Origin of the sequence: Campylobacter sp. 2018MI01, from assembly GCF_018501205.1 — a bacterium.
GTDB lineage: Bacteria > Campylobacterota > Campylobacteria > Campylobacterales > Campylobacteraceae > Campylobacter_E.
Genome location: NZ_JAHCZE010000026.1, coordinates 1 through 22,504 on the forward strand (window position 1 = coordinate 1; position 22,504 = coordinate 22,504).

At 27.7% G+C, this 22,504-nt stretch carries 21 protein-coding genes, 1 tRNA gene and 1 pseudogene; 19 read left to right on the plus strand and 4 right to left on the minus strand.

Translation table 11 applies throughout. From position 1 onward, the window contains the following. Window positions 1-49: 49 nt before the first annotated feature. The 8 genes and pseudogenes from KJQ97_RS05255 to KJQ97_RS05290 all read left to right on the plus strand — a co-directional run bounded on the left by KJQ97_RS05255 (window position 50) and on the right by KJQ97_RS05290 (window position 6,834). Entirely contained in the window at window positions 50-1,027 is a 978-nt protein-coding gene (locus KJQ97_RS05255; protein WP_214120194.1) for an ACP S-malonyltransferase, read from the plus strand. Next, a pseudogene (locus KJQ97_RS05260) lies at window positions 1,024-1,704 on the plus strand (5'-methylthioadenosine/adenosylhomocysteine nucleosidase); the annotation flags it as partial. The gene KJQ97_RS05255 and the pseudogene KJQ97_RS05260, both read left to right, overlap by 4 nt. Beyond that, window positions 1,690-2,472: a PP-loop family protein gene (locus KJQ97_RS05265; RefSeq protein ID WP_214117410.1), complete on the plus strand. Its 783-nt coding sequence runs from the start codon at window positions 1,690-1,692 to the stop codon at window positions 2,470-2,472. The pseudogene KJQ97_RS05260 and the gene KJQ97_RS05265, both read left to right, overlap by 15 nt. Further along, a complete protein-coding gene (gene recO, locus KJQ97_RS05270; RefSeq protein ID WP_214120195.1) occupies window positions 2,460-3,071 on the plus strand; it encodes a recombination protein RecO in 612 nt (203 codons plus the stop codon). The genes KJQ97_RS05265 and recO overlap by 13 nt, the downstream gene beginning before the upstream one ends. 193 nt (window positions 3,072-3,264) lie before the next feature. Then, a complete protein-coding gene (locus KJQ97_RS05275) occupies window positions 3,265-5,328 on the plus strand; it encodes a TonB-dependent receptor domain-containing protein (protein ID WP_214120196.1) in 2,064 nt (687 codons plus the stop codon). A 52-nt stretch (window positions 5,329-5,380) separates the two neighbouring features. Then, a complete protein-coding gene (gene exbB, locus KJQ97_RS05280) occupies window positions 5,381-5,809 on the plus strand; it encodes a TonB-system energizer ExbB (RefSeq protein WP_214117359.1) in 429 nt (142 codons plus the stop codon). Continuing rightward, window positions 5,796-6,170 carry a TonB system transport protein ExbD gene (gene exbD / locus KJQ97_RS05285; RefSeq protein ID WP_214117358.1) on the plus strand — a complete coding sequence of 125 codons (375 nt, stop codon included), beginning with the start codon at window positions 5,796-5,798 and terminating at the stop codon, window positions 6,168-6,170. The genes exbB and exbD overlap by 14 nt, the downstream gene beginning before the upstream one ends. Next, window positions 6,139-6,834 (plus strand): TonB family protein, encoded by a 696-nt coding sequence (locus tag KJQ97_RS05290; protein ID WP_214120197.1) that lies wholly within the window; start codon window positions 6,139-6,141, stop codon window positions 6,832-6,834. Before exbD ends, KJQ97_RS05290 begins: the two co-directional genes overlap by 32 nt. Window positions 6,835-6,858: 24 nt before the next feature. Here KJQ97_RS05290 and KJQ97_RS05295 read toward each other — a convergent pair whose 3' ends face one another. From KJQ97_RS05295 to KJQ97_RS05305, 3 genes are read right to left on the minus strand one after another with little or no spacing between them, the layout of a single operon-like run. After that, window positions 6,859-9,213, minus strand: coding sequence for a TonB-dependent receptor plug domain-containing protein (locus KJQ97_RS05295; RefSeq protein ID WP_214120198.1), 2,355 nt, complete (start codon window positions 9,211-9,213; stop codon window positions 6,859-6,861). Continuing rightward, a complete protein-coding gene (locus KJQ97_RS05300) occupies window positions 9,191-9,430 on the minus strand; it encodes a hypothetical protein (RefSeq protein ID WP_214117355.1) in 240 nt (79 codons plus the stop codon). Before KJQ97_RS05300 ends, KJQ97_RS05295 begins: the two co-directional genes overlap by 23 nt. Further along, window positions 9,427-9,684 carry a heavy-metal-associated domain-containing protein gene (locus tag KJQ97_RS05305; protein ID WP_214117354.1) on the minus strand — a complete coding sequence of 86 codons (258 nt, stop codon included), beginning with the start codon at window positions 9,682-9,684 and terminating at the stop codon, window positions 9,427-9,429. The genes KJQ97_RS05300 and KJQ97_RS05305 overlap by 4 nt, the downstream gene beginning before the upstream one ends. Before the next feature lie 185 nt (window positions 9,685-9,869). On the opposite strand from KJQ97_RS05305, the gene KJQ97_RS05310 reads away from it, so the two are divergent. Next, window positions 9,870-12,278: a hypothetical protein gene (locus tag KJQ97_RS05310; protein WP_214120199.1), complete on the plus strand. Its 2,409-nt coding sequence runs from the start codon at window positions 9,870-9,872 to the stop codon at window positions 12,276-12,278. Between the two features lie 23 nt (window positions 12,279-12,301). Here the strand turns inward: KJQ97_RS05310 and thiD are convergent, their stop codons facing one another. Further along, entirely contained in the window at window positions 12,302-13,084 is a 783-nt protein-coding gene (gene thiD, locus KJQ97_RS05315) for a bifunctional hydroxymethylpyrimidine kinase/phosphomethylpyrimidine kinase (RefSeq protein WP_214120200.1), read from the minus strand. A gap of 97 nt (window positions 13,085-13,181) precedes the next feature. Between thiD and mraY the strand changes: the two genes are divergently transcribed. From mraY to KJQ97_RS05365, 10 genes are all read left to right on the plus strand, one after another. Further along, window positions 13,182-14,228: a phospho-N-acetylmuramoyl-pentapeptide-transferase gene (mraY, locus tag KJQ97_RS05320; RefSeq protein WP_214117351.1), complete on the plus strand. Its 1,047-nt coding sequence runs from the start codon at window positions 13,182-13,184 to the stop codon at window positions 14,226-14,228. A gap of 5 nt (window positions 14,229-14,233) precedes the next feature. Next, complete coding sequence (gene murD, locus KJQ97_RS05325; RefSeq protein ID WP_214120201.1) at window positions 14,234-15,421, plus strand: UDP-N-acetylmuramoyl-L-alanine--D-glutamate ligase; 1,188 nt, start codon at window positions 14,234-14,236, stop codon at window positions 15,419-15,421. Continuing rightward, entirely contained in the window at window positions 15,414-15,800 is a 387-nt protein-coding gene (locus KJQ97_RS05330) for a hypothetical protein (protein ID WP_214120202.1), read from the plus strand. The genes murD and KJQ97_RS05330 overlap by 8 nt, the downstream gene beginning before the upstream one ends. A 46-nt stretch (window positions 15,801-15,846) precedes the next feature. After that, window positions 15,847-15,922 (plus strand) — tRNA-Phe (locus KJQ97_RS05335). A gap of 103 nt (window positions 15,923-16,025) precedes the next feature. After that, complete coding sequence (rsmA, locus tag KJQ97_RS05340; protein ID WP_214120203.1) at window positions 16,026-16,793, plus strand: 16S rRNA (adenine(1518)-N(6)/adenine(1519)-N(6))-dimethyltransferase RsmA; 768 nt, start codon at window positions 16,026-16,028, stop codon at window positions 16,791-16,793. Further along, complete coding sequence (locus tag KJQ97_RS05345) at window positions 16,783-18,687, plus strand: ribonuclease J (RefSeq protein ID WP_250325130.1); 1,905 nt, start codon at window positions 16,783-16,785, stop codon at window positions 18,685-18,687. Before rsmA ends, KJQ97_RS05345 begins: the two co-directional genes overlap by 11 nt. Window positions 18,688-18,696: 9 nt before the next feature. Then, window positions 18,697-19,620, plus strand: coding sequence for a KpsF/GutQ family sugar-phosphate isomerase (locus tag KJQ97_RS05350; protein WP_214117346.1), 924 nt, complete (start codon window positions 18,697-18,699; stop codon window positions 19,618-19,620). Next, the gene (locus KJQ97_RS05355; RefSeq protein ID WP_214120204.1) at window positions 19,620-20,384 is read left to right on the plus strand and encodes a pseudouridine synthase; all 765 of its coding nucleotides are present in this window, start codon (window positions 19,620-19,622) and stop codon (window positions 20,382-20,384) included. Before KJQ97_RS05350 ends, KJQ97_RS05355 begins: the two co-directional genes overlap by 1 nt. Then, window positions 20,384-21,550 (plus strand): amidohydrolase, encoded by a 1,167-nt coding sequence (locus KJQ97_RS05360; RefSeq protein WP_214117344.1) that lies wholly within the window; start codon window positions 20,384-20,386, stop codon window positions 21,548-21,550. The genes KJQ97_RS05355 and KJQ97_RS05360 overlap by 1 nt, the downstream gene beginning before the upstream one ends. 77 nt (window positions 21,551-21,627) lie before the next feature. Beyond that, window positions 21,628-22,230: a hydrogenase-4 component G gene (locus KJQ97_RS05365; protein WP_214117343.1), complete on the plus strand. Its 603-nt coding sequence runs from the start codon at window positions 21,628-21,630 to the stop codon at window positions 22,228-22,230. The last annotated feature ends 274 nt before the right edge of the window (window positions 22,231-22,504 follow it).

Here is a 22,504-nt window from a genome sequence, read left to right on the forward strand (position 1 = left end):
ATACTTGTATTATAAGATTTGATAATAAAATAAATTAAAAAGGAAAAATATGAATTACGCATTTTTATACCCAGGTCAAGGTTCTCAAAGTGCTTTTATGGGTCAAGAATTATTTGATAATTTTGAGTTTGTAAGAAAAACTTATGATAAAGTTAGTAGTTTTTGTGGTATTGATTTTAAAGAATTAATTTTTAGTAAAAATGATAGATTAGATATAAGTGAATTTACCCAACCTGCAATATTACTAAATAGCATTATGTATTATAAAGTATTTGAAAAATTATTAGAAGAAAATGGAATTTCATTAAGAAAAAAAGATGATATAAAGCCTTTTATTAGTTATGAAGACACTCCATCTTTAGGACATTCTTTAGGAGAATTTTCGGCTTTATGTGCAAATAATGCACTTGAATTAAAAAATGCTTTAAAGCTAGTAAATATGCGTGGAAAATATATGCAAGAATGTGCAAGTAGCGAAAATCCTGCTTCTATGATGGTTATTTTAGGTTTAGATGATAATTTAGTAGAAGAAATTTGTGCTAAAGCAAATAAGGAAAATAAGCAAATCTATGCAGCAAATTACAATTGCGATGGTCAAATAGTTGTAGCTGGGCTTAAAAAAGATTTAGAAAATAGCATAGATGATTTTAAAAATGCTGGAGCAAAAAGAGCAATGCTACTTAATATGAGCGTAGCAAGTCATTGTCCTTTAATGCAAAGTGCAGCTAATAAATTAGAAAAAGAATTGTTATTTAATGATGATTTCATACCAGTAATCTCAAATGCTTTTACAAAGCCTTATAGCACTAAAAATGAAGCCATTTTAGCTATAAAAGAGCAACTTATTAAGCCTGTTTTATATAAACAAAGCATAAAAAGTATAGAAAATAGCGTTGATGGTTTTATAGAATTTGGAAGCAGTGTTTTATGCGGACTTAATAAAAAAATAACAAACAAACCAAGTATTAGTATAAAAAGCCTAGAAGATATTGAAAACTTTATAAAAACATTTAAGGAAATCCAATGAAAATAGCAATTTTAGGTGCTATGCGTGAAGAAATTGAGCCAATTTTAAATGAGTATTCTTATAAAGAGAGTAAATATGCAAATAATACTTATTATTTCATTGATTACGCAGGGCATGAGCTAATTATTGCTTATTCAAAAATAGGCAAAGTAAATTCAGCCCTAAGTGCTAGTGTAATGATAGAAAAATATAAGGCTGATTGTTTGCTTTTTACAGGCGTTGCAGGGTCGCTTAATCCTAATTTAAAAATAGGGGATTTATTAATTGCAGAAGAATTAGTGCAGCACGATATAGATATAACAGCGTTTGGACACAAACCTGGCTATGTCCCTGAAACTAGCGTTTTTATAAAAACAAGTGAAAAATTAAATAATATTGCTAAAAAAGTAGCAAAAGAGCTTGATTTAAATGTAGTTAGCGGCATTATTGCGACATCTGATCAATTTATTTGCGATGAAACTAAGAAAAATTGGATTAAAGATACTTTTAATGCTGATGCGGTTGAGATGGAAGGAGCAAGCGTTGCTTTAGTTTGCGAAAGTCTTAATGTGCCTTGTTTTATATTAAGAGCAATTAGCGATGATGCAGGTGGAAATGCTGATGTTAGTTTTGATGAGTTTTTAGAACTAGCTGCTAAAAATAGTGCTAGATTTGTCTTAAAAATGTGCGAACATTTGTTTAAAAATGAGCTTAGCAAAAGACTTATTAAAGAAGTAGCAAGAGCTTGTGATAAATTTAATTTAATTGAAGAAGGCGATAAGGTTTTAGTAGGACTTAGCGGTGGAAAAGATAGCTTAAGCTTACTAATGCTACTTAAACATATGCAAAGAGCAGTCCCGTTTAAGTTTGAATTTGAAGCAGTAACGCTTAGTTATGGAATGGGTGAAGATTATAAATATTTAAGCAATTATTGCAAGATTTTAGGTATAAAGCATACAATAATTGAAAGTAATATTTATGAGATTTCTAGTGAAAAAATCCGTCAAAATTCAAGCTTTTGCTCGTTTTTCTCTCGTATGAGAAGGGGATATTTATACACTTATGCTAAGGAAAATGGTTTTAATAAATTAGCGTTAGGTCATCATTTAGATGATGCTATTGAGAGCTTTTTTATGAACTTTACTTATAATGGAGCTTTAAGAACACTTGCTGCGAAATTCACTTCAGCACAAGGAATTACCGTAATTCGTCCTTTGATATTTGTTCGTGAAAGAATGCTAAGAGAAAATGCTATTAAAAATGGTCTTAAAACAATAGGCGATGAAGCTTGTCCTGCTATGAGATTTGATGTGAAAATGCCACACGCAAGAGCAGAAACAAAAGAGCTTTTAGCAAGTCTTGAAGCACAAAACCCAAAATTATTTAAAAGTCTTGAAAATGCCTTTTTTAACATTCATTACGATACTTTTTTTGCAAACGAAGGTGCTAATTATTGCAAGGAATAATTTTAAATACCTTTAGCGTTAGGGATAAAGATTTAATAGTCTTTATCCTAAGTAGCGAAGAATTAATAAAATGCTATAGATTTTACGGAGTTAGACACTCACATTTAATAGTCGGAAATATTATTGATTATGAGCTAAGTATTCAGCCTTTATTTTTGCCAAAATTACATTCAACAATGCAACTAGCCTTGCCTTGGAATGATTATGAGATTATTAAAGCTTGGCAGAGTTTTTGTGTGCTTTTGTATGAGCATTTAAAAGATAATCAAGAGTGTGGAAGTTTTTATTATGATTTAAGTTTAAGAATAATTAATAGATTAAAAACTCAACATTATAAAAGAGTATTTTTAGATGCTTATGCTTTGATGATTGAGTATGAAGGTAGGCTTTATTTTAGTGAAACTTGCACGGAATGCAATAAAGAATTAAATGATTTTTTTTCTTTAGGAGAAGGATTTTTAATGTATTGTAGGGGTTGTAAAGTGAGTGTAAGTATCAATAAAATTAAGATGAAAGATTATCTAAAAAATAAAAATTCAGCTATATTTGAAGATGGCGAAATAGATTTATTATACGAAGTATTTTCTAAAAAATTATAAAACTACAAAAGCTAAATTAAATTCTTTATTTTAAAAATCTTAAACAATATTACAATGAATTTGAATTTTAAATAAAATTTATTATCAATATAACTATCATTTATTTAAAACTTATAAATATTATGATAATTATTTTTGTTATTAACTAAAAATATTATAGAATATCATTTTTATTATCAATTAAGGAGATATTTTGAGAAAATCTTTAAAACTTTCTTTGGCTTTATGCTTATTTGGTGGTGTTGGCTTATTGGCTAATGAGAATGCTAATCTTGATACTATTGAAGTAAATGCTAGTTCAATTGGATATTCTAATGTTGATTCGCTAAAAATCTCAAACAAAAACGCAGGTGCAATAAGAGATGTTATGCGTGATATTCCAGGTGTTTATGTGGCAGGGACAAATCAGTTTAATCAAAAACTTTATATGCGTGGCGTAAATGATAGGGGTATTAATATTACTATTGATGGTGCAAGACAACGTGGAAATATTTTTCATCACTCGGCTGATTTAGTTTTAGATGTTGATTTATTAAAAGCTATTGATGTTGGCGTGGGTGTTTTAAGTGTTGCTAATAACTCAGGTGCTTTAGGTGGTTCGGTTGCGTTTAAGACTGCAAGTGCATTTGATTTATTAGAAGGTGATGAGAGTTTTGGTGGTAAGTTTAAGACAGGCTATTCAACTAATAATAAAGAATGGCAAAAAAGCATAATGGCTTATGGTAAAACTGATAATAATTTTGGTCTTTTAGCATATATCAATCATAAAAATTATGGCTTCGGAAAAGATGGAAATGGCAATGATATTGGTGGTAAGGGTCATGATTTAAGCTATTTATTTAAAGTAAATTATGAAAAAGATGAGTATAAAGCAGGTCTTAGCTATGAGCATACTGAATATGATGGTGATTTTCCATTTAGAGGTGAGTTTGGTGGCTCGGTGGCATTTGATACAGGCACGCTAAAAGCAGGAGAAAGAGCTCAAGCTATTTTGCCTCAAAAAATGCAAAGAGATACCTATACATTTAATTACAATTACAATCCAAATGAATTAATTGATAGCGAATTTAGAGTTTATCATACAGAGCATAGGCTTATAAAAGATGAAGTTCCAAATTATGCAGAATTTAAAAAATCAGGTGGTAAAGCATTTTTATCAAATGATGGGGTAAAAACCACAGGTGCTTATTTAAACAATAAATCAAGATTTGAAAATACTAGCTTTAATCAAGAAGTATTTTATGGACTTGAGTGGTATCAAACTACAAGCTTTAGAAAAAATCATTCAAGTTTAAAAGATGCAACAAATGGAGCAATTTCTGTAACTCCTACAAACAATCATCCTAAAGAAGTAGCAAACAACCTATCAGTATTTTTACAAGATACTATTCAAATTGGTGGATTTAGCATAATTCCTGGAGTTAGATTTGATAGATTTACTATAGATAATTTTGGCAAGAAAACTCAAGGATTTAATAATTTTAGCCCTGCATTAGCACTTGATTATAAGGCAGAAAACGGCATTAATTTATTTGCTGGGTATTCAAAAGTATTTAGAGGACCTGATCCGATTGAAGCTTTAAGACTTAGTGAAAATACATTTAATACAAATTATATTGATGAGAATTTAGAGCCTGAAACAGGTGATGCTTATGAAGCTGGATTTGGGTATAAAAATAACTTTAATGAACATAATGTTAATTTTGTAGCTAAGTATTTTTATACTGATTATAAGAATTTAATTAAAGAAAATGTAAGCGTAACAACTACTCAAAACGGACAAGCAGTTACAAATAATTACAATCGTATGAATATGGGTAAATCTAATGTTCGTGGGGTTGAATTATATGCTTCTTATGCTTATGAGAATTTAAAATTTAGTGCAAGTTATACTCATCAAACAACAAAACATAAAGACAAAAGTAAAGTTGGTGGCGTAATGGCATATAGTGATAGTGGGGATAAATATACATTTAATGCTGAATATTTTGCTAGTCCAATTGATACATTATTTGGTTATAACCTAATAGCTTTTGCTGGTAAGACTTTAGAAGATGGAACTAAAAAAGCAGGTTATGGAGTAAGCGAAATATATGCAAGTTATATGCCTACTCAAAATCTTGAAATAAACTTAAGCGTTGGCAATCTATTTGATAAAACTTATGTTTCACATTCTCAAAGAAGATTTGGGGTTGAGACTGCAAACGACTATGAAGCAGGAAGAAATATAAAACTAGGCTTTAGTTACAAATTCTAAACTAAAAAAGGCTTTTTAGCCTTTTTTAGAATATCAATTATTAGGAGAAAATGTGGAATTTTTAAAAGAATATTTAGATTATTTTGTGTTTGCGATATTATTTTTTATGAGCTTTTTAGTTTTGGCATTTAGTATTGAAAGGCTAATATTTTTTAAAAATATTGATATTAAACATTATAAATGTAAAGATGAATTAGAAATAGCACTTAGTAAAAATCTCACCTGTCTTTACATCGTTTATCAAAACGCTCCTTATATAGGTTTGCTTGGCACGGTAATAGGCATAATGATTACATTTTATGATATGGCAAATGCGGCTACTATGGACGCAAAAAGTATTATGCTAGGGCTTTCACTAGCACTAAAAGCAACAGCACTTGGACTTGTTGTAGCAATCCCAACTCTTATGATATATAACGCATTTATTAGAAAAGTTGATGTTGTATTATCAAGATTTAAGGAAAATAATGAGAGTAAATAAAGAAGGCTTAAATCTAGTTCCATTTATTGATATTATGCTAGTTTTACTTTGCATTGTTTTAAGTGTTAGCACCTTTATAGCAGAAGAAAAAATCGCTATAAACTTACCAAAATCAGAAAATAGCGTAAGCATTGATGATAAGCAAAAAGTATTTATAAGTATTAATGAAACTGGCGAGATATTTTATAATGAAAGTTTGCTTAGCGTAGATGAATTAAAGACAAAATTATCAAGTATTAGTAAAGATGAAATTGTAATTTTACGCTCTGATGAGAACGCTAGTTATAAGCATTTTGTAAAAATAGTGGATATTTTAAAAGAGTTAAAGCATGAAAATTTTGCTATTGCAACAGAAAAATAAAATCGCATTTTTCATCTCCTTTTTAGTTCATGCGGTTTTGTTGGCGTGTTTTTTTAGAATTGATGTAAAGACAAGTGAGATTAAAAATGATAAAGCTTTAGCGGTGCTTTTTTATGCTCCTAGCATACCTCAAAATGCTGTTAAAGAAGAAATAATTGAAGAAGTAAAAGAAATAAAAGAAGAAATAATCAAAGAAGAGATAAAAGAAGAAAAATTTGCTTTAAAACCTAAAAAAAAGCACCATAAAAAACCAAAACCAAAGCAAGAAGTAAAAGAAATTAAAAAAACTCAAGATGAGCCAATCACACCTAAAAATGAACCTTTAGCAAGCAAGATAAATGAAGCTAAACCAACTACTACAATTAGTAATAATACTCCTGCAGGTGGGAATAATCAAGATGAATTAATCTCTCATATTCAATCAGTTTTAAATAAAACTGCTAAGAGCAATTATCCTATGAGTTCAAGAAAAAGGCGTGAGCAAGGAGTAGTGGTTGTAGGATTTACCTATGATTATGGTAAGGCAAAAAATATAAAAATACTTAAGCCATCAAAATATGAAAATCTAAATAAAGCAGGGATTAAAAGCGTTGAGATAGCGAAATTTAAGCGTTATGAAAGAGTTTTAGATATTAGTGTGCCGCTTAAGTTTAGCTTACATTAAAAATTAGTGCTTAATTGCACTAATTTAAAAATTATAATTTAGATTAAAAGTATATAGCCTTGAATTAGCGTATTTATAACATAATTCGTTATTACAATTAAATACGTTGATTTTATTTTTGCTATTTAAAATATTTAAGATATTAAAACTTATTTTTAATTTAGTATTTTTAATATTTTTAGTATAGCCAAATCCTAAATTCCAATTCAAATATGACTTAAGTTTAGTATCGCTAAATATTTGCATATTTAAATTCTTATCGTATTGTGAGTATAAATCATTTTTCGCTGAATGATAAGTGATTTCATTAATCAAGTTAAAATTATCATAAAATAAATTATGAGTAAAATTAGCTATAAAAGGCTCATAAACAAATGGCAATTCACTTGATTTTATAGTTTTACCATTATAGATTATGTTTTTACCAGTTGTGCTTAAATAATTAGTCGCACTACCTTTTTTATGTAAATAGCTAAGATTGAAATCAAAATAATTTTTAGTATTAAATATACTAATTTCATTGCTAGATAAATTAAGACTTATAATATCATTAGCTGTTTTTTTGCCATTATAATAAACTTTATAATTATTATCAGTATCTTTTATATTTTCTAAGCCTAATTCTTCTTGATTTGCTGAATAAATTTCATTATAAGTTTTGCGTTTAATGTATTTTAATAACATTTTAAAATATTTAAATTCTGCGTTGTAATATAGGCTAAACTCATTAGCATAAGGGCTTTTTAATCCCATAAAAACTCTATCTTTTTGCCATTTTGTATCTTGTATCCAAGGGCTATTATAATCAATTCTTGAATACTCTTCATATCCACTAAAATAATCATCATATAAAATATAAGCTAAAAGCCCTTTATCATAATATTTATTAAATCCAAATCCTAAAAATTGATTATCATTTAAATAATACTCAAGTCCTGTTCTAGGGGCTATATTAAATCTTTTGCTAAGGCTATCATAATCATTTCTAAGACCTAATCTAAATCTAAAATTATGATATTTAATATCGCTTTGTATAAATTGAGCGTAGTTATTTATTGATTTTTTAGCTTTTGCAAAATGTGTTTCATAATATGAAAAATATTGATTATTTATGCAACTAATATCATTTTCTTTACAAGCTAGAATATCAATTGGTTTTTCATATCTTGTATAAGGATTAATTCTATTTATTTTGCCTTGATTTTTACTAAGTTCAAAACCAAAATTAAAGCTATATTCTAAATCATTATTTTTAAATTCATTAGTTTTAGCATCTAATTTATATTGATATGATTTTTCAGTTTGTAAGGTATCTCCTAGCCCACCATAACTTTGCTTTATACCTGAAGGTAAAATGAATTGATACTGAACTTTTTTATCATAAATTCTTGAAGAATTTGATTTTAAAAATGATAAATGCTGATTAAGATTTATATTTTTTAATTCACTTTCAAGATTAAAAGCTAGGCTAAATCCACCATAATTTACTTTCATATTAGAATCAATTACGCCTTCTTGAAATTGATTTATTAAATAAGGATTATAAATAAAAGTTGAGCTAAGAATATGGTTATCATAATCTTTTTGAGTTTTTAGCAAAATTAAGTTATTTGTATCGCTGATTTTATTTATTGTGTATATATCTTTTTGCTTTATTTTTGTATTTGAATAATTACTACTTACAAAAAATAAAATTCCAAAAGTATCATTTAAGTATGAGCTAAAATTAGCACTGAAATATCTTTTATAATAATTACTAAAATCTTGATAACCATATCCACTAGAATATTTTTGCCTTATTTTATCATCTATAAAAATATTATCTTGAAAGCTATATCCAAGACTAAATCCACCACTTGGATTTTTTGATGGGCTTTTGATTTTTGCATCAATTACTCCACCTAAAAATCCACCATAACTAGCACTTACAAAACTATCATAAATGCTTAAATTATCTATAATTTCGCTATCTATATTAAGCGAATATGAACCAAGAGATGGGTTATACCAGACATTTTTATATAGCGTTTTTGACATAGCTGGTTGAATGGTGCTTGTTATGTTTATTCCATCTATAAACATTTGATTTTGATAGGTTTTAGCACCATTGATTGAAAAATCATCTGGCTTTAAAGAATTTGAATTATCGCTATCTTTAGTAGTAATTCTTATATTTGTATGATTTTTGATAAGTTCATCTAAAGTGTGATTTTGTTTTATTTGAGTATTAAGATAGGCTTTATTGTAAATAGTGTTAGAAAATTCTAAATAATCAATATTTTGCACTGCATTAATATTGATTTCATCTAAGGTATTTGCATAAATATATGTAGCTAAAAATATGCTTAGCCTAATTTTATTTTTGCAAAATTGCTTCATAGCCATCTTTTGCTAAACATTTTAAAAGTGATTTTTCATCATAAGTTTTATCACTTATTTTTAGAGTTTTAGAATTTAAATCTACTTTATAATTTTTGCTAACTTTACTAGCACAAAAACTAATAAAATCAACACAAACTTCACAAGCCATATCTTTTATAAAATAAACATTTGCATTAAGATTAAGTGCTAAAAGCATTATAAAAAATGCTTTCATTGTTGCACTGCTTTATAGCCGATTTCGTTGATTTTTTCTACTATTGCTTTAATATCTACATCTTTAGCAAAAGTAATAACTAAATCTTTAGAATTAAAATCAGCCTTGTAATCTTTAACTTCAGCAATACTTTTAGACGCTTCTATTATTTTTTTAGCACAACCATTGCAACCCATATTTTTTACATTTAATAAATAACTTACATCAGCAAAAGCTAAACTTGATAAAATTGACACAAATAATAATTTTTTCATACATTCTCCTTAAAAAATAATAATTATAAAAAACATTTCTTAAGAATAATTGAAAATAATTATAAATATTATATAAAAAATTAAATTAGAATTTAAAATATTATTTTGATATTTTAATATTAGCTAATTTTTAAATATAATTAAAAATTATTTTTATATAAAGGTTTATATAGTTTAAAAAATATTTGTTATTTTTATTTAGTTTAACTTTTTTAAATGCTTTAATTATCAATGAAAATGAAGTGATTTCAAATCAGATAATTACAAATGAAGATATAGATAATGAAGGCGTCATAAATAGTGATAAAAATCAATTTTCTGGTGTTTTTAATAATAATTTTGGTGCTACTTTAAGTGGTAATTTTTCTACTTTTAACGAGGTGTATAATGGTGGATTTTTTGAAGGCTCATTTCATAATATTCAAATGTTTGTTAATAATGGATATTTCTTAAGCACCAATACTACTACAAATCAAGAGTTTTTTAATCTATATGATGGAATGATAGAAGCTAATCACAATAATTTTTTTAATATGCAAAATTATGGCTTAATTTATGGAGATGATAATATTTTTTATGATTTTATTAACTTTCAAGAAGGCTGGATTTTTGGAGATAACAATACTTTTAATGGAGATGTTTTAAATGATACTGATGGGCTTATATCTGGAAATAATTTATCATTTAAATCAATTTTAGAAAATAATTCATATATTTTTATAGATAATAAAGCTAGTTTTAATGAAGTAATTAACAATGCTGTTATGGATGTAAATAATGCAGAATTTATTGGCGAAGTAATCAATAATGATACTATCAATGGGGATTTTTTAGAATTTAAAAATAATCTAAAAAATAATCAAAATAGCACTATTTCTGGAGAGAATTTAACTTTTGCAAATACTTATAATGATGGTATGATTTTAGGTGATATTACTACTTTTAATAAAGAATTAGATAATGATATTAATGGCTGGGTTATTGGAAATGATATTACCTTTAATGATAGGGTTATTAATAATGGTGATTTAGTAGGAAGCAATTTTAAGTTTAAAAATCAATTAGAAAATACTTTAAATGTAGATAGTATTTATTCTAGTTTTGAAAAGATAAATAATAGTGGATTTTTTACAAGTTATAAATCTACTTTTAATAATACCATTACTCAAAGCGATAATGCGTATTTTTATGCTAATGCATCTGCTATTAATGCTGATATTTTAGGTGGGGATATTGAGATTGCTTATAGTAATTTAGCTAATGAAGAATTAAAAGTAAAAAATGCGAAAATCAATAATTCTACAATTAATTCAAAAAATATGATTTTTGATAATTTGATTTTAAATTCTTCATCAATTTATGGTGGTTTTAGAGCTAAAACACTAGAAGCTAATAATAATAATTTTGTTCTTTATTTTAATGATGGTTTTAGTGGGGCTATTGTCGTTGATGAAGAGATAAAAGGCGTAAATAATGATATAAAAATTGTAAATTATCAAAATAATTTAGGATTCTTTCCTTTACTTTTAGCAAGAAGTAGTAAGGATTTAAGTAAAGATTTTGCTGTATATACTATAAAAGGCTTTAGTGTTTTTGGTTTTGATAAAGAAGTAATAGTAAAAAAAGAGCAAAATGGAGCTTTTTTGCTTGGGATAGGGGATTTTAACTCTTTAAATATTAGCGATATTAATGAATTATTTGATGATAAATATAAAAAGAATTTAGAAAATAATGCAATAAATAAAATTACAGCAAAAAATCCCGATATTGCAAAAATTGGTGTGGATAAAAAGCTAATTAATAATATAAAAAATAAATTCTATAAAGAAGACTTATTAAATTATTCTATTTCAAGATTAAATTTTGATAGCAAAAGGTTTGATTATTTAGATTATGAGTATTTAAGTGGGGATATAAATGATATAAATTATTGGCTAAATCTAATAAAAATAAATAAATCTAATGAATATAATTATTTTTATAATAATTTAGGATTGTTTTTATATAGCTTAAATAATGAAAGCAAAAATCATAAAATCTATGGCGGCGGATTTTATGCTAATTTTAATTTTGATAATTTTTATATAAATACTGATTTTAAATACAATGAGCACGAAGTTGCGATAAATCTTGATGATTTAGGGATTATAAATAAAGATTATTTTAGCGTTAATTCAAAAGTAGAATTTGGATTAAGTTATGAAAATTATTTTGTATATAAGCCAAATATTGCTTTTGTTTTTGAATACTTACCAAAGACAAAATATAAAAATGAATATATAAAAGCTTTATTTAAAAGGCAAAATAATTGCTTTTTAAAATTAGGTTTTGCTTTAGAATACCTTAACAATGATTTTGCATTTTCGCTAAATAGTAATTATTTTAAAAGCTTAAGCAAGGATAAATTGCTTATTATAAGTGATGGATATTCTAAAGAAAATCTATATTTTAAAAATCTTAATAGTTTTGAGCTTGGAATACAAACTAAGTATTTATTAAATGATAGTTTAAGTTTGGATATTGATTTAAGTAAGCAGTTTTTTAAAGAATTTAATTCTTATTTTTTTAAGATTGGTTTTGGATATAAGTTTTAGGCAAAATTATATATTTTGCCTTTTTATAAATTAAACATATGATTTAATGGGCCTCTGCCACTTCCTAAGTTTGGAGCAAATTCCATTGCATTTTGTGTATATAATTTAGCATCTTTTACAGCTTGTAGTTTAGAAAGTCCATTAGCTAAATTAGCAGCTATAGAAGCACTTAAAGTGCATCCTGCGCCGTGATCGTTTGTGGTGTTTAAAGCTTTTCCGTAAAGCTCGTAAAAGTCTTTTCCATCATAAAAATAATCTATCGCTAAATCAAAATATTTTCCACCTTTAGCAATTACGCTTTTAGCACCTAAGTCTATTAATTTTTTAGCAGCATCTTTTAGTTTTTCTTTAGAATTAATCTCAAATCCACATAAAAGTTCAGCTTCTAATTTGTTAGGCGTTAAAATATCAGCGAATTTGATAAACTCATTTACATAAAGCTTAAAATCTTCATCTCCTATTAATCTAAAACCACTTTTAGCAAACATAACAGGGTCAATTACTATATTTTTAGGTTTATATTCTTTAAATTTTTCAATAGTTAATCTTATTAAATTAGCATCCCCCATTAATCCTGTTTTTAGTGCTTTTGGTGGAATATCTTTAAATACTGCATCAAATTGAGCCGATACAATATCTTCATTCATAACACAAGCACCATAAACTCCTTGAGTATTTACAGCATATACTCCTAAAACTACTGCCATTCCAAAAGTTTTATGCATAGTAAAGGTTTTTAAATCAGCTTCAAGTCCGCTACCACCACTGCAATCACTTCCTGCAATTGTTAGAACTGGATTTAACATATAAACTCCTTATATTGGTTAAAAGAGAAATAATACTCTAAAAATTTATAATTTTATTATAATATTTGCCTTTTTTATAAATTTATTAGGAACAAAAATGTTTAACCTTGATATAAACTTATTTTCTTACATTAGCGTTAGGGCTTTTTTAGCGTTTTTATTATCGTTTATTATTACATTAATTATTATGCCACTTTTTATTTCTTGGGCAAAGAGTGTAGGGGCTAATCAGCCAATTTTAAGTGATGCACCACTAAATCATCAAAAAAAATCTAATACTCCTACAATGGGTGGGGTTGTTTTTATTTGTGCTGCTTTATTATCTAGTCTTGTTTTTACTACATTTAATGTTTATAGTTTTAGTGCGATTTTGTGTATTGTTTGTTTTGGTGCTATTGGAATAATTGATGATTTAGGCAAGGTATTAAAAAAGGCAAATAAGGCTGGGTTAAAACCACGCTCTAAAATGATTTTAATGTTAATTGCATCTTTAATAACAATATTACCTATTATGATATATGGGAATTTTAGCACAGAACTTTTTGTCCCATTTTATAAATATCCTATAATTGATATGAAGTATTTTGCTTTATTATTTTGGGTATTGGTGTTAATTTCTAGCTCAAATGCTATTAATCTAACTGATGGACTTGATGGGCTTGCTTGTGTGCCTAGTGTGTTTTCACTATTTACATTATCAGTGTTTTTATATCTTAGCTCAAATGCTGTTTATGCTAATTATTTATTGTTACCTAGAGTAAGCGGGAGTGAAGAATGCGTTGTGATTGCACTTGCATTAATTGGTGCTTTACTAGGATTTTTATGGTATAACTGCCATCCAGCACAAGTATTTATGGGAGATAGCGGTTCACTTACATTAGGAGCTATTGTTGGATATTTAGCGATAATTTCAAAAAATGAGATTTTATTAATTTTAATAGGTTTTGTTTTTGTTCTTGAGACTATTAGCGTTATTTTACAAGTTGGAAGTTTTAAAATATTTCATAAAAGGATTTTCAAAATGGCTCCAATTCATCATCATTTTGAGCAAATTGGTTGGAGTGAAAATAAAATCATAGTTAGATTTTGGCTAATTGCATTTATTTGCAATGTTTTAGCGTTAATTACTATTAAATTAAGGTGAGTTTTATGTTATCAATGTTTGGATATGGAAATGTTGCTAAGGCGATTACAAGCACTTATAAAAAGGGTGAATGGTATATATATGATGATAAATTTAGCGTTTGTAGTGAAGATGAATTTGGTAATAAGCTTTTACCTACAAGCTATTTTAATCCTGATAAAAGTAGTATAGAAGTAGTTAGTCCTGGAATTGCGCCTAATCATATTTTATGTAAAAGTGCTAAGAATTTAACAAGTGAGATTGATTTTTATAACGAAGCTTTAGGGCTTAGTATTTGGGTTAGTGGGACTAATGGTAAGACTACTACAACGGAAATGATTTCTTATTTGCTTAATATTGAAGCAGGAGCAAATATAGGAAAACCAATTGCATTAATGAATCTTAAAGCACCTTTAGTTGTTCTTGAGATGAGCTCTTTTGCCCTTCATTATACTAAGGTTGCAAGACCTGAACTTTATGTATTATTACCTATTTGTGATGATCATATTTCTTGGCATGGAAGCTTTAATAATTATGAAAAAGCAAAACTTGATTTAATTTTTAGAATGAATAAAACAGCAAGTATTATTGTGCCTAAAAAATATGAAGAGTATTTAAAGAGTGCAAATTGTATTAAATATTTTTATGAGAATTCTAGTGATTTAGCTAAACTTTTTGATATTGATTTAGTTAGATTAAATTACAATGAGCCGTTTTTATTAGATGCGTGTTTAGCGTTGGCTGCTTGTAAGATTATTAGTGGCAAAATTGAATATGAAAAAATATCTAAGTTTAAAATTGGTCGTCATAGAGTTGAGATTTTTAAAGATAGTAAAAATAGAATTTGGATTGATGATAGTAAGGCTACTAATATTTCAGCTGCACTTGCTGCTATTAATAGTTTTAAAGAGCCTTTACATTTAATTGCTGGTGGAGATGCTAAAGGTCAAGATTTAAATGAGTTTTTCTCAAAATTAGATAAAAATATAAAGCTTTATTTAATAGGCAAGAGCGATTTTAGCGATATTGCTAAAAAGCACGGATTAAACCCAATTAGAACCAATCTAAAAGAAGCTGTAAGTATGATTTATAAAGATTTAACAACTAAAGAAATAGCATTATTAAGTCCTGCGTGTGCTAGTTTAGATGAGTTTAGTTCTTATGCTGAGCGTGGGGATTTGTTTATAAAATATATGAAAGATTTAGATGTTTAGCTTTTTAAGACTTGCAAAAAGTGCTTTAATTACAAGTGAGTATAGTGTGAAAAATAATAAATTACTTTATAAAAATAAAGAATTTATAATCCAAGATGAATTAAAAAATTACGAAAATACTTATTTTGTAGTTGCTATTGATAGAGTGATTTTATTTAAAAATCAAAATGAAAATAATTTTGATAAGGCTAAAAAAAGACAAATAAAAGCGATAAGTATTAGTTGTTTAGTAATGATTTTATGTTTGATAATTTTATTTTTTCAAGAATTTGAAATAGGAATTTCATTTTTAAGTATTGCTAGTATTGTAGTTTTTATACTTTCAATACTTAATTATTCGTTTTTAAAACAACAAATTTTCGCATTAGAAAAAATTTAAGCATAATTTAAGAATTATCATATATAATAACGGCTTTTACTTCGGTGGTTGGATAGCTCAGTCGGTAGAGCAGCAGACTGAAAATCTGCGTGTCGGCAGTTCGATTCTGCCTCTAACCACCATTTTAAATTTCCCACTTTTTATTATTTTTTTGTTTGAGAATTTGAAATAGGAATTTCAAAATAATTTTTCTATACATTAAATATTTTTTCATATACTCCCCAAATGATTAAGGCAAAAAAGAAATTCGGACAAAATTTTTTAAAAGATGAGTTAGTAAAACAGCAGATCATCCAAGCGATACCCAAAGATTTAAAAGCAAAATTAATTGAAATTGGGCCTGGCTTAGGTGATTTAACTGCTCCAATACTTAAAAGCGGTTTTAAATTAACAAGTTTTGAAATAGATGATAGTTTAATTCCTATTTTAAACGAGCGTTTTAATAAAGAGATTTTAAGTGGAGATTTTACGCTAATAAATGCTGATGTTATGAATGTAAAAATTAGCGATGAGCCTTATTTTATATGTGCTAATTTGCCGTATTATATTAGTTCGCAAATTATTATAAATGCTTTATTTGATGATAACTGCATAGGTATGCTTGTGATGATTCAAAAAGAATTAGCAGATAGATTTTTTGGGATTGATTATTGTGCTTTAAGTGTTATTACGGATTTACTTTGTGATAAAGTTAATGTTTGTGAAGTGCCACCTAGTGCATTCACTCCTATGCCAAAAGTAAATTCTAGTGTAATTAAGCTTATTAAAAAGCCTAATTTGTTGGATAAAAAAGATTTAAAAGCTTTTAATTCTTTTATCAAGATAGCCTTTAATCAACCAAGAAAAAAAATGCTTAGTTCATTTTCAAATAAAACAAAGGTAAAACAAGCATTAGACAAGCTAGAAATTGATGAAAACAAAAGAGCTCATGAAATATCTGTTAAATCATTCTTAGAACTTTTTAAATTACTAAAGGATGAAAATGAATATTGAAGATTTAGAAAAAACAAAAGTAGCAAGAAGTTATGAAAACGCTGAAAACGAAGATGAACTTTTAGAAGAATTAGAAGAAGAAATTGACGATAAAAAAGCTAAAAAGAAAAAAAAGCGTAAGAAAAAAATCTTACCAGCTTCTTTAAAAGGTGATTTAGATTGGCAAAAAGCCTTAGCTGAATCAATGAAAGAAAACGAAAAAGCTCAAGAAAAAAGGCTATATCCTTGGATAAATTACAAAGGTAATGCAAGTGTTAAATTTACTCCATTAGGCGGACTTGGTGCTATTGGTGGAAATATGAGCGTAATTGAGTATGAAGATGAAGCTATTATCATTGATGTTGGAATGAGCTTTCCTGATGCTGATACTTTAGGTGTTGATATTGTAGTTCCTGATTTTTCTTATGTTAGAAAGATAAAAGATAAAGTAAAAGCTGTTCTTATCACTCACGCTCACGAAGATCATATTGGAGCAATGCCTTATTTTTATAAAGAATTTGATTTTCCGATTTATGCTACGCCGCTTCCACTTGGAATGATTTCAAATAAATTTAGCGAACATGGGCTTAAAGATAAATGCAAATTATTTAGACCAATTACAAAAAGACAAATTTATGAAATTGGCTCTTTTAAAGTTGAGTTCATGCATATAACTCATAGTATTATAGATAGCTGTGCATTAGCTATAAATACTCCTGCTGGAACTATTATTCATACGGGAGATTTTAAGATTGACCATACTCCAATAGATGGTTATGCTAGTGATTTACATCGTTTAGCTTATTATGGCGAAAAAGGTGTTTTATGTCTATTTAGTGATAGTACTAATAGTTACCGCGAAGGTGTAACTAAGAGTGAAAGCACCGTTGGTGGGACTTTTGATTTGATTTATTCAAGATGCAAAGGTCGTGTGATTATGAGTACATTTAGCTCAAACATTCACAGAATCCATCAAGCAATCACACACGCACTTGTATATAATAGAAAAGTTTGTATTATAGGTCGTTCTATGGAAAGAAACCTATTTACAGCAATTGAGCTTGGATATTTAAAATTTGATAAAAAGATTTTCATAAGTGCTGATGAGCTTGATAAATATCCTGATGAAGAGATATTAATAGTAACTACAGGCTCACAAGGTGAGAGTATGAGTGCATTATATAGAATGGCTACAAGCGAACACAAACATGTAAAAATTAAGCCTAATGATCAAGTAATTATAAGCGCTAAAGCAATTCCTGGTAATGAAGCAAGTGTATCAGGTGTAATTGATTTATTAATGCGTCATGGAGCAAGTGTTGCTTATCAAGAATTTAGCGAAATTCATGTAAGCGGTCATGCAGCAAGTGAAGAGCAAAAGTTAATCTTAAGACTTGTAAAACCTAAATATTTCTTGCCTGTGCATGGAGAGTATTCTCATATTAGTAAGCACAAAGCTAGTGCAATTGCTTGTGGTGTGAATGAAAAAAATATATATTTATTAAATAACGGCGATCAAATGGAGATTAGCTGGAATAAATTAAGAAGATTAAAAACCGTTAAAACAGGTAAAACTTATATAGACAATCAAGTAGATAGAGAAGTGCATGATGATTTATTAAATACTAGAAAAAATCTTGCAGAGCATGGAATAGTGCAGCTTAATCTTCATATTAATATGGGTGCAAGGACGCTAAATCACGCACATATAATCAATTTTGGTTTAGTATCAAATAAACTAGCTCAAGATTTTGCAACTGATGTTAGCAATTATATTAAATTATTTATAGCTGATGCAAAAGATACTTTATTAAAGGATAAAAAGGCATTTGAGCCTGCACTAAGAAATGCACTTAAGAAGTATTTTTTCAAAAAATATAAAAAATATCCGTATTTATTATTAAATATTCATTAAGGATAAAATATGCTAGAAATTGCAAAAAACATTCTAAAGCGAGAAGCCTTCGCTTTAGAAGAAGCGTCAAATTCTTTAGATGAGAGTTTTTGTGAAGTTGCTAAGATAATTAGCGAATGCAAAGGGAATTTAATCATTGTTGGAGTTGGTAAAAGTGGTATCGTTGGACGCAAAATTGCAGCTTCGTTTGCTAGTTGTGGGGTAAGGTCATTTTTTATTCATGCTAGTGAGTTAATGCACGGAGATTTAGGAAATATTTGTAAAGATGATGTGGTGATTTTAATTTCTTTTAGTGGTAAAAGCGAAGAAGTGTTAAAAATATTACCATTTTTAAATGATAGAAATGCTACTTTAATTAGCATTTCTCAAAGCAATTCTCCATTAGCAAATGCTTGTAGTTTCAATATTGCTACAAATTGTAATGAAGCAATCACAAATCTACCAGCACCTACTAGCTCAACTACTCTAACTCTAGCTTTAGCTGATGCGCTTTTAGCTTGTGTTATTAATTTAAAAGATTTTAGCGTTAGTGATTTTGGTATAAATCATCCAGGTGGAGCATTAGGTAAAAAGTATTATGTAAAAGTTAGTGATTTAATGCATAAAAACAATCTACCGATAATAAGCAAAAATGCTAGTTTAAAAGACGCTATTATTTGTATGAGCAAGGCAAGTTTTGGTTGTGCTTTATTGGTTGATAATGAAAAATTAGTTGGATTTTTAAGTGATGGGGATTTAAGAAGAGCTATGGCTAAGGATGATTTTTCTTTAGAGCAATTAGCCTTAGAATATGCTAGTAAAAATCCTAAAACCATAGAAAAATCAGTTTTAGCACATAAGGCGTTTTCTTATATGAAAGAAAACAAAATATCAATTTTAGTAGTTCTTGAGAATGAAAAAATAATAGGATTATTACAATTATTGGATGAGTGATGAGACTTAATAAATTTATAGCACACAATAGCAAGTATTCAAGAAAAGAAGCTGATAAATTAATAAAAGAAGGCTTAGTAAAGATTAATAACAAAGTTTGCTTAGAAGACTGGAGTGAAGTTGGAATTGATGATAAAGTTTTTGTAAAAGGTAAAAGAATTTATAAAAAAAGTGAATTTAGCGTCATCGTATATCATAAAGATAAAGGCGAATTAGTAAGCCATAAAGATGAGCGTGGAAGAGCCTTGATATATGATAATTTGCCAAGAGATTTTAGACATTTTAATCCTGTTGGAAGATTAGATTTTTCATCAACGGGCATACTTTTATTAGTAGATAGTCCTGTAATAGCTGATTTTTTAATGCAAAGTAACTTAGAGCGTGAATATTACTTAAAAATTAAAGGCACTATAAGTAAAGATGTAATCAATGCTATGGAAAATGGACTTGAGATTGTAAATAGCTTAAAAGGAGCACACCCAAAAAGCAAAATCACAAATCTTAGTCTAAAGCCTTTTTTAGAATATGAGATTTTTGGAAGTAGTGGTGGATATACAAAGCTAAGAGTTATTATTGATGAGGGTAAAAATAGAGAATTAAGACGCTTTTTTGCTGAATTTGATTTAGAAGTAGTGGAACTTAAAAGGGTTGCTTTTGGTAGGGTTGATTTGGGTGTGTTAAAGCCTAAAAAATATAGATTTTTAACCAATAGCGAATACGAAGATTTAAGAAGCTTTTTAAAAGAAAATAAGGTGTATTATTAATGAAAGAATTAAATAATTTACATAAAGAATTTATAGAGTTAAGACATAGCATACACGCAAATCCAGAGCTAGGATTTAATGAGTTTAATACCGCAAAATTAGTTGCAAATAAACTAAAAGAATTTGGTTATGAAGTTTATGAAGGCATAGGAAAAACGGGTGTTGTAGGAGTATTAAAGAAAGGAAATTCTACTAAAAGCATAGGTCTTAGAGCTGATATGGATGCACTTAGTATAGAAGAATGCACAGGACTTGATTATGCTAGTAAGAATGGCTGTATGCACGCTTGCGGACACGATGGGCATACGGCAGGATTATTAATGGCTGCTAAGTATTTAGCAAGTGCTAATTTTAATGGAACTCTTAATTTATTTTTTCAACCTGCTGAAGAATGTTGTGATAATGAAATGCTAAGCGGTGCTATGAGAATGATAAAAGATGGAGTTTTAGAACGCTTTAAGGTTGATTATATTTATGGAATTCATAATATGCCAATTTCACAGATGAAAGGCTATGAAAATAAGAAATTCTTTATGAAAAAAGGCGTAATGATGGCAGGTGTAAGTGCTTATAAAGTAGATTTTATAGGCTTAGGCGGACACGCATCGGCTCCACATTTATGCAAAGACCCAATAAGCGTTGCAAATAATTTTGTAAATGCTTTATATACTTTTAAATCTTTAGAATTAAAAGATAGCGTTGTAAATGTTACAGGCTTTCTAGCAGGAACTACAAAAGCATTTAATATAATCCCAAATGAAGCTAGTGTTATGATAAATGTAAGAGGTCTTAGCAATCAAGAGCTTGAATTTATTGATACAAGAATTAAAGAATTAGCAACAAACTTAGCAAATGCTTTTAATATAAAAGCTATAGTAAAAAGAGCTGAAAATATAAAAGCTACTATCAATAATGATGAAGCACATGAGTTAGCAAGACTTGCTGCGATTGAGAGTTTTGGTGAAGATGAATGTGAGTTTGAACACCCGCATTTAATGGGTAGCGAAGACTTTTCTGCATTTTTAGATGAGGTTAAAGGAACATATGCTTTTATAAATAATGGAGATAGTGCAAATCTTCATCATCCAGAATATAATTTCAACGATGAAGTATTGCTACTAGCTAGTAAGTATTTTGCAAATTTAGTATTAAATTATTTAAAATAAATTTATTTTTATTAAAAAATTAAATAAATTTATTATTTAGCCGATATAAAAAAGACTATATTTAAAAGGAGAAGATTATGAATGTAGGTTCTGTTAGTAATTCAGGTTTTACGAGTGGCTTACCAAAAAGTGTAAAAACTCAAGATGATGCAAGAAATGCTATAAAAGATAATTTAAAAAATATAGGCATTGACTTAGGAGATAGGGATTTAAGTAGTATTAGTGGTAAGGATATTACAAATGCTTATATAGCACAAAGTATGCAAATTAGCTTTTCTCAATTTAATACTCAAGGAAGCATATTTAGTTTTTCAAAAAATGAAATGCAACTTAATACTTTTCTTGGAACTTTAGGTAAATTAGGTGATGGTTTTGAGAATTTACAAAACTTAACTCCTGCAAAAGCTAAAGAATTAATTAGTGAAGATGGCTATTGGGGTAGTAAGCAAACTGGCGATAGAATAGCTGGTTTTGTTCTAGCTGGTGCTGGAGATGATATTGAAAAGCTAAAAGCAGGTCGTGAAGGAATTATGCGTGGTTTTAAAGACGCTGATAAGACTTTAGGTGGTTTTAGCAAAGGATATGCTGATATTGCAAATGCTACAATCGAACGCGCCGTAAAAGCTATAGATGATAAAATAGCTGAATTAGGTGGCAATGTAGTAGATATAAAAGCTTAATTAAATGCCTATTTTTAGGCATTTAATATTTATAAATAAAAATAATTTCAAATTCTTAAAAACAAATGTTCTTATATTAAAACAATTTAAAATAAAAAATTTTCATACTAATTAGATAATTTAATCAATTAATTTTAGCTTTTATAATAAAGTAAAATCATTATATTTTGCACTTATAATTTATACATCATAAAACATTAATTACAAAGTAAAATAATTAAAATATATATTATGAAAATAATTTATTTTTATAAGATTTTGCTATGTATTGATT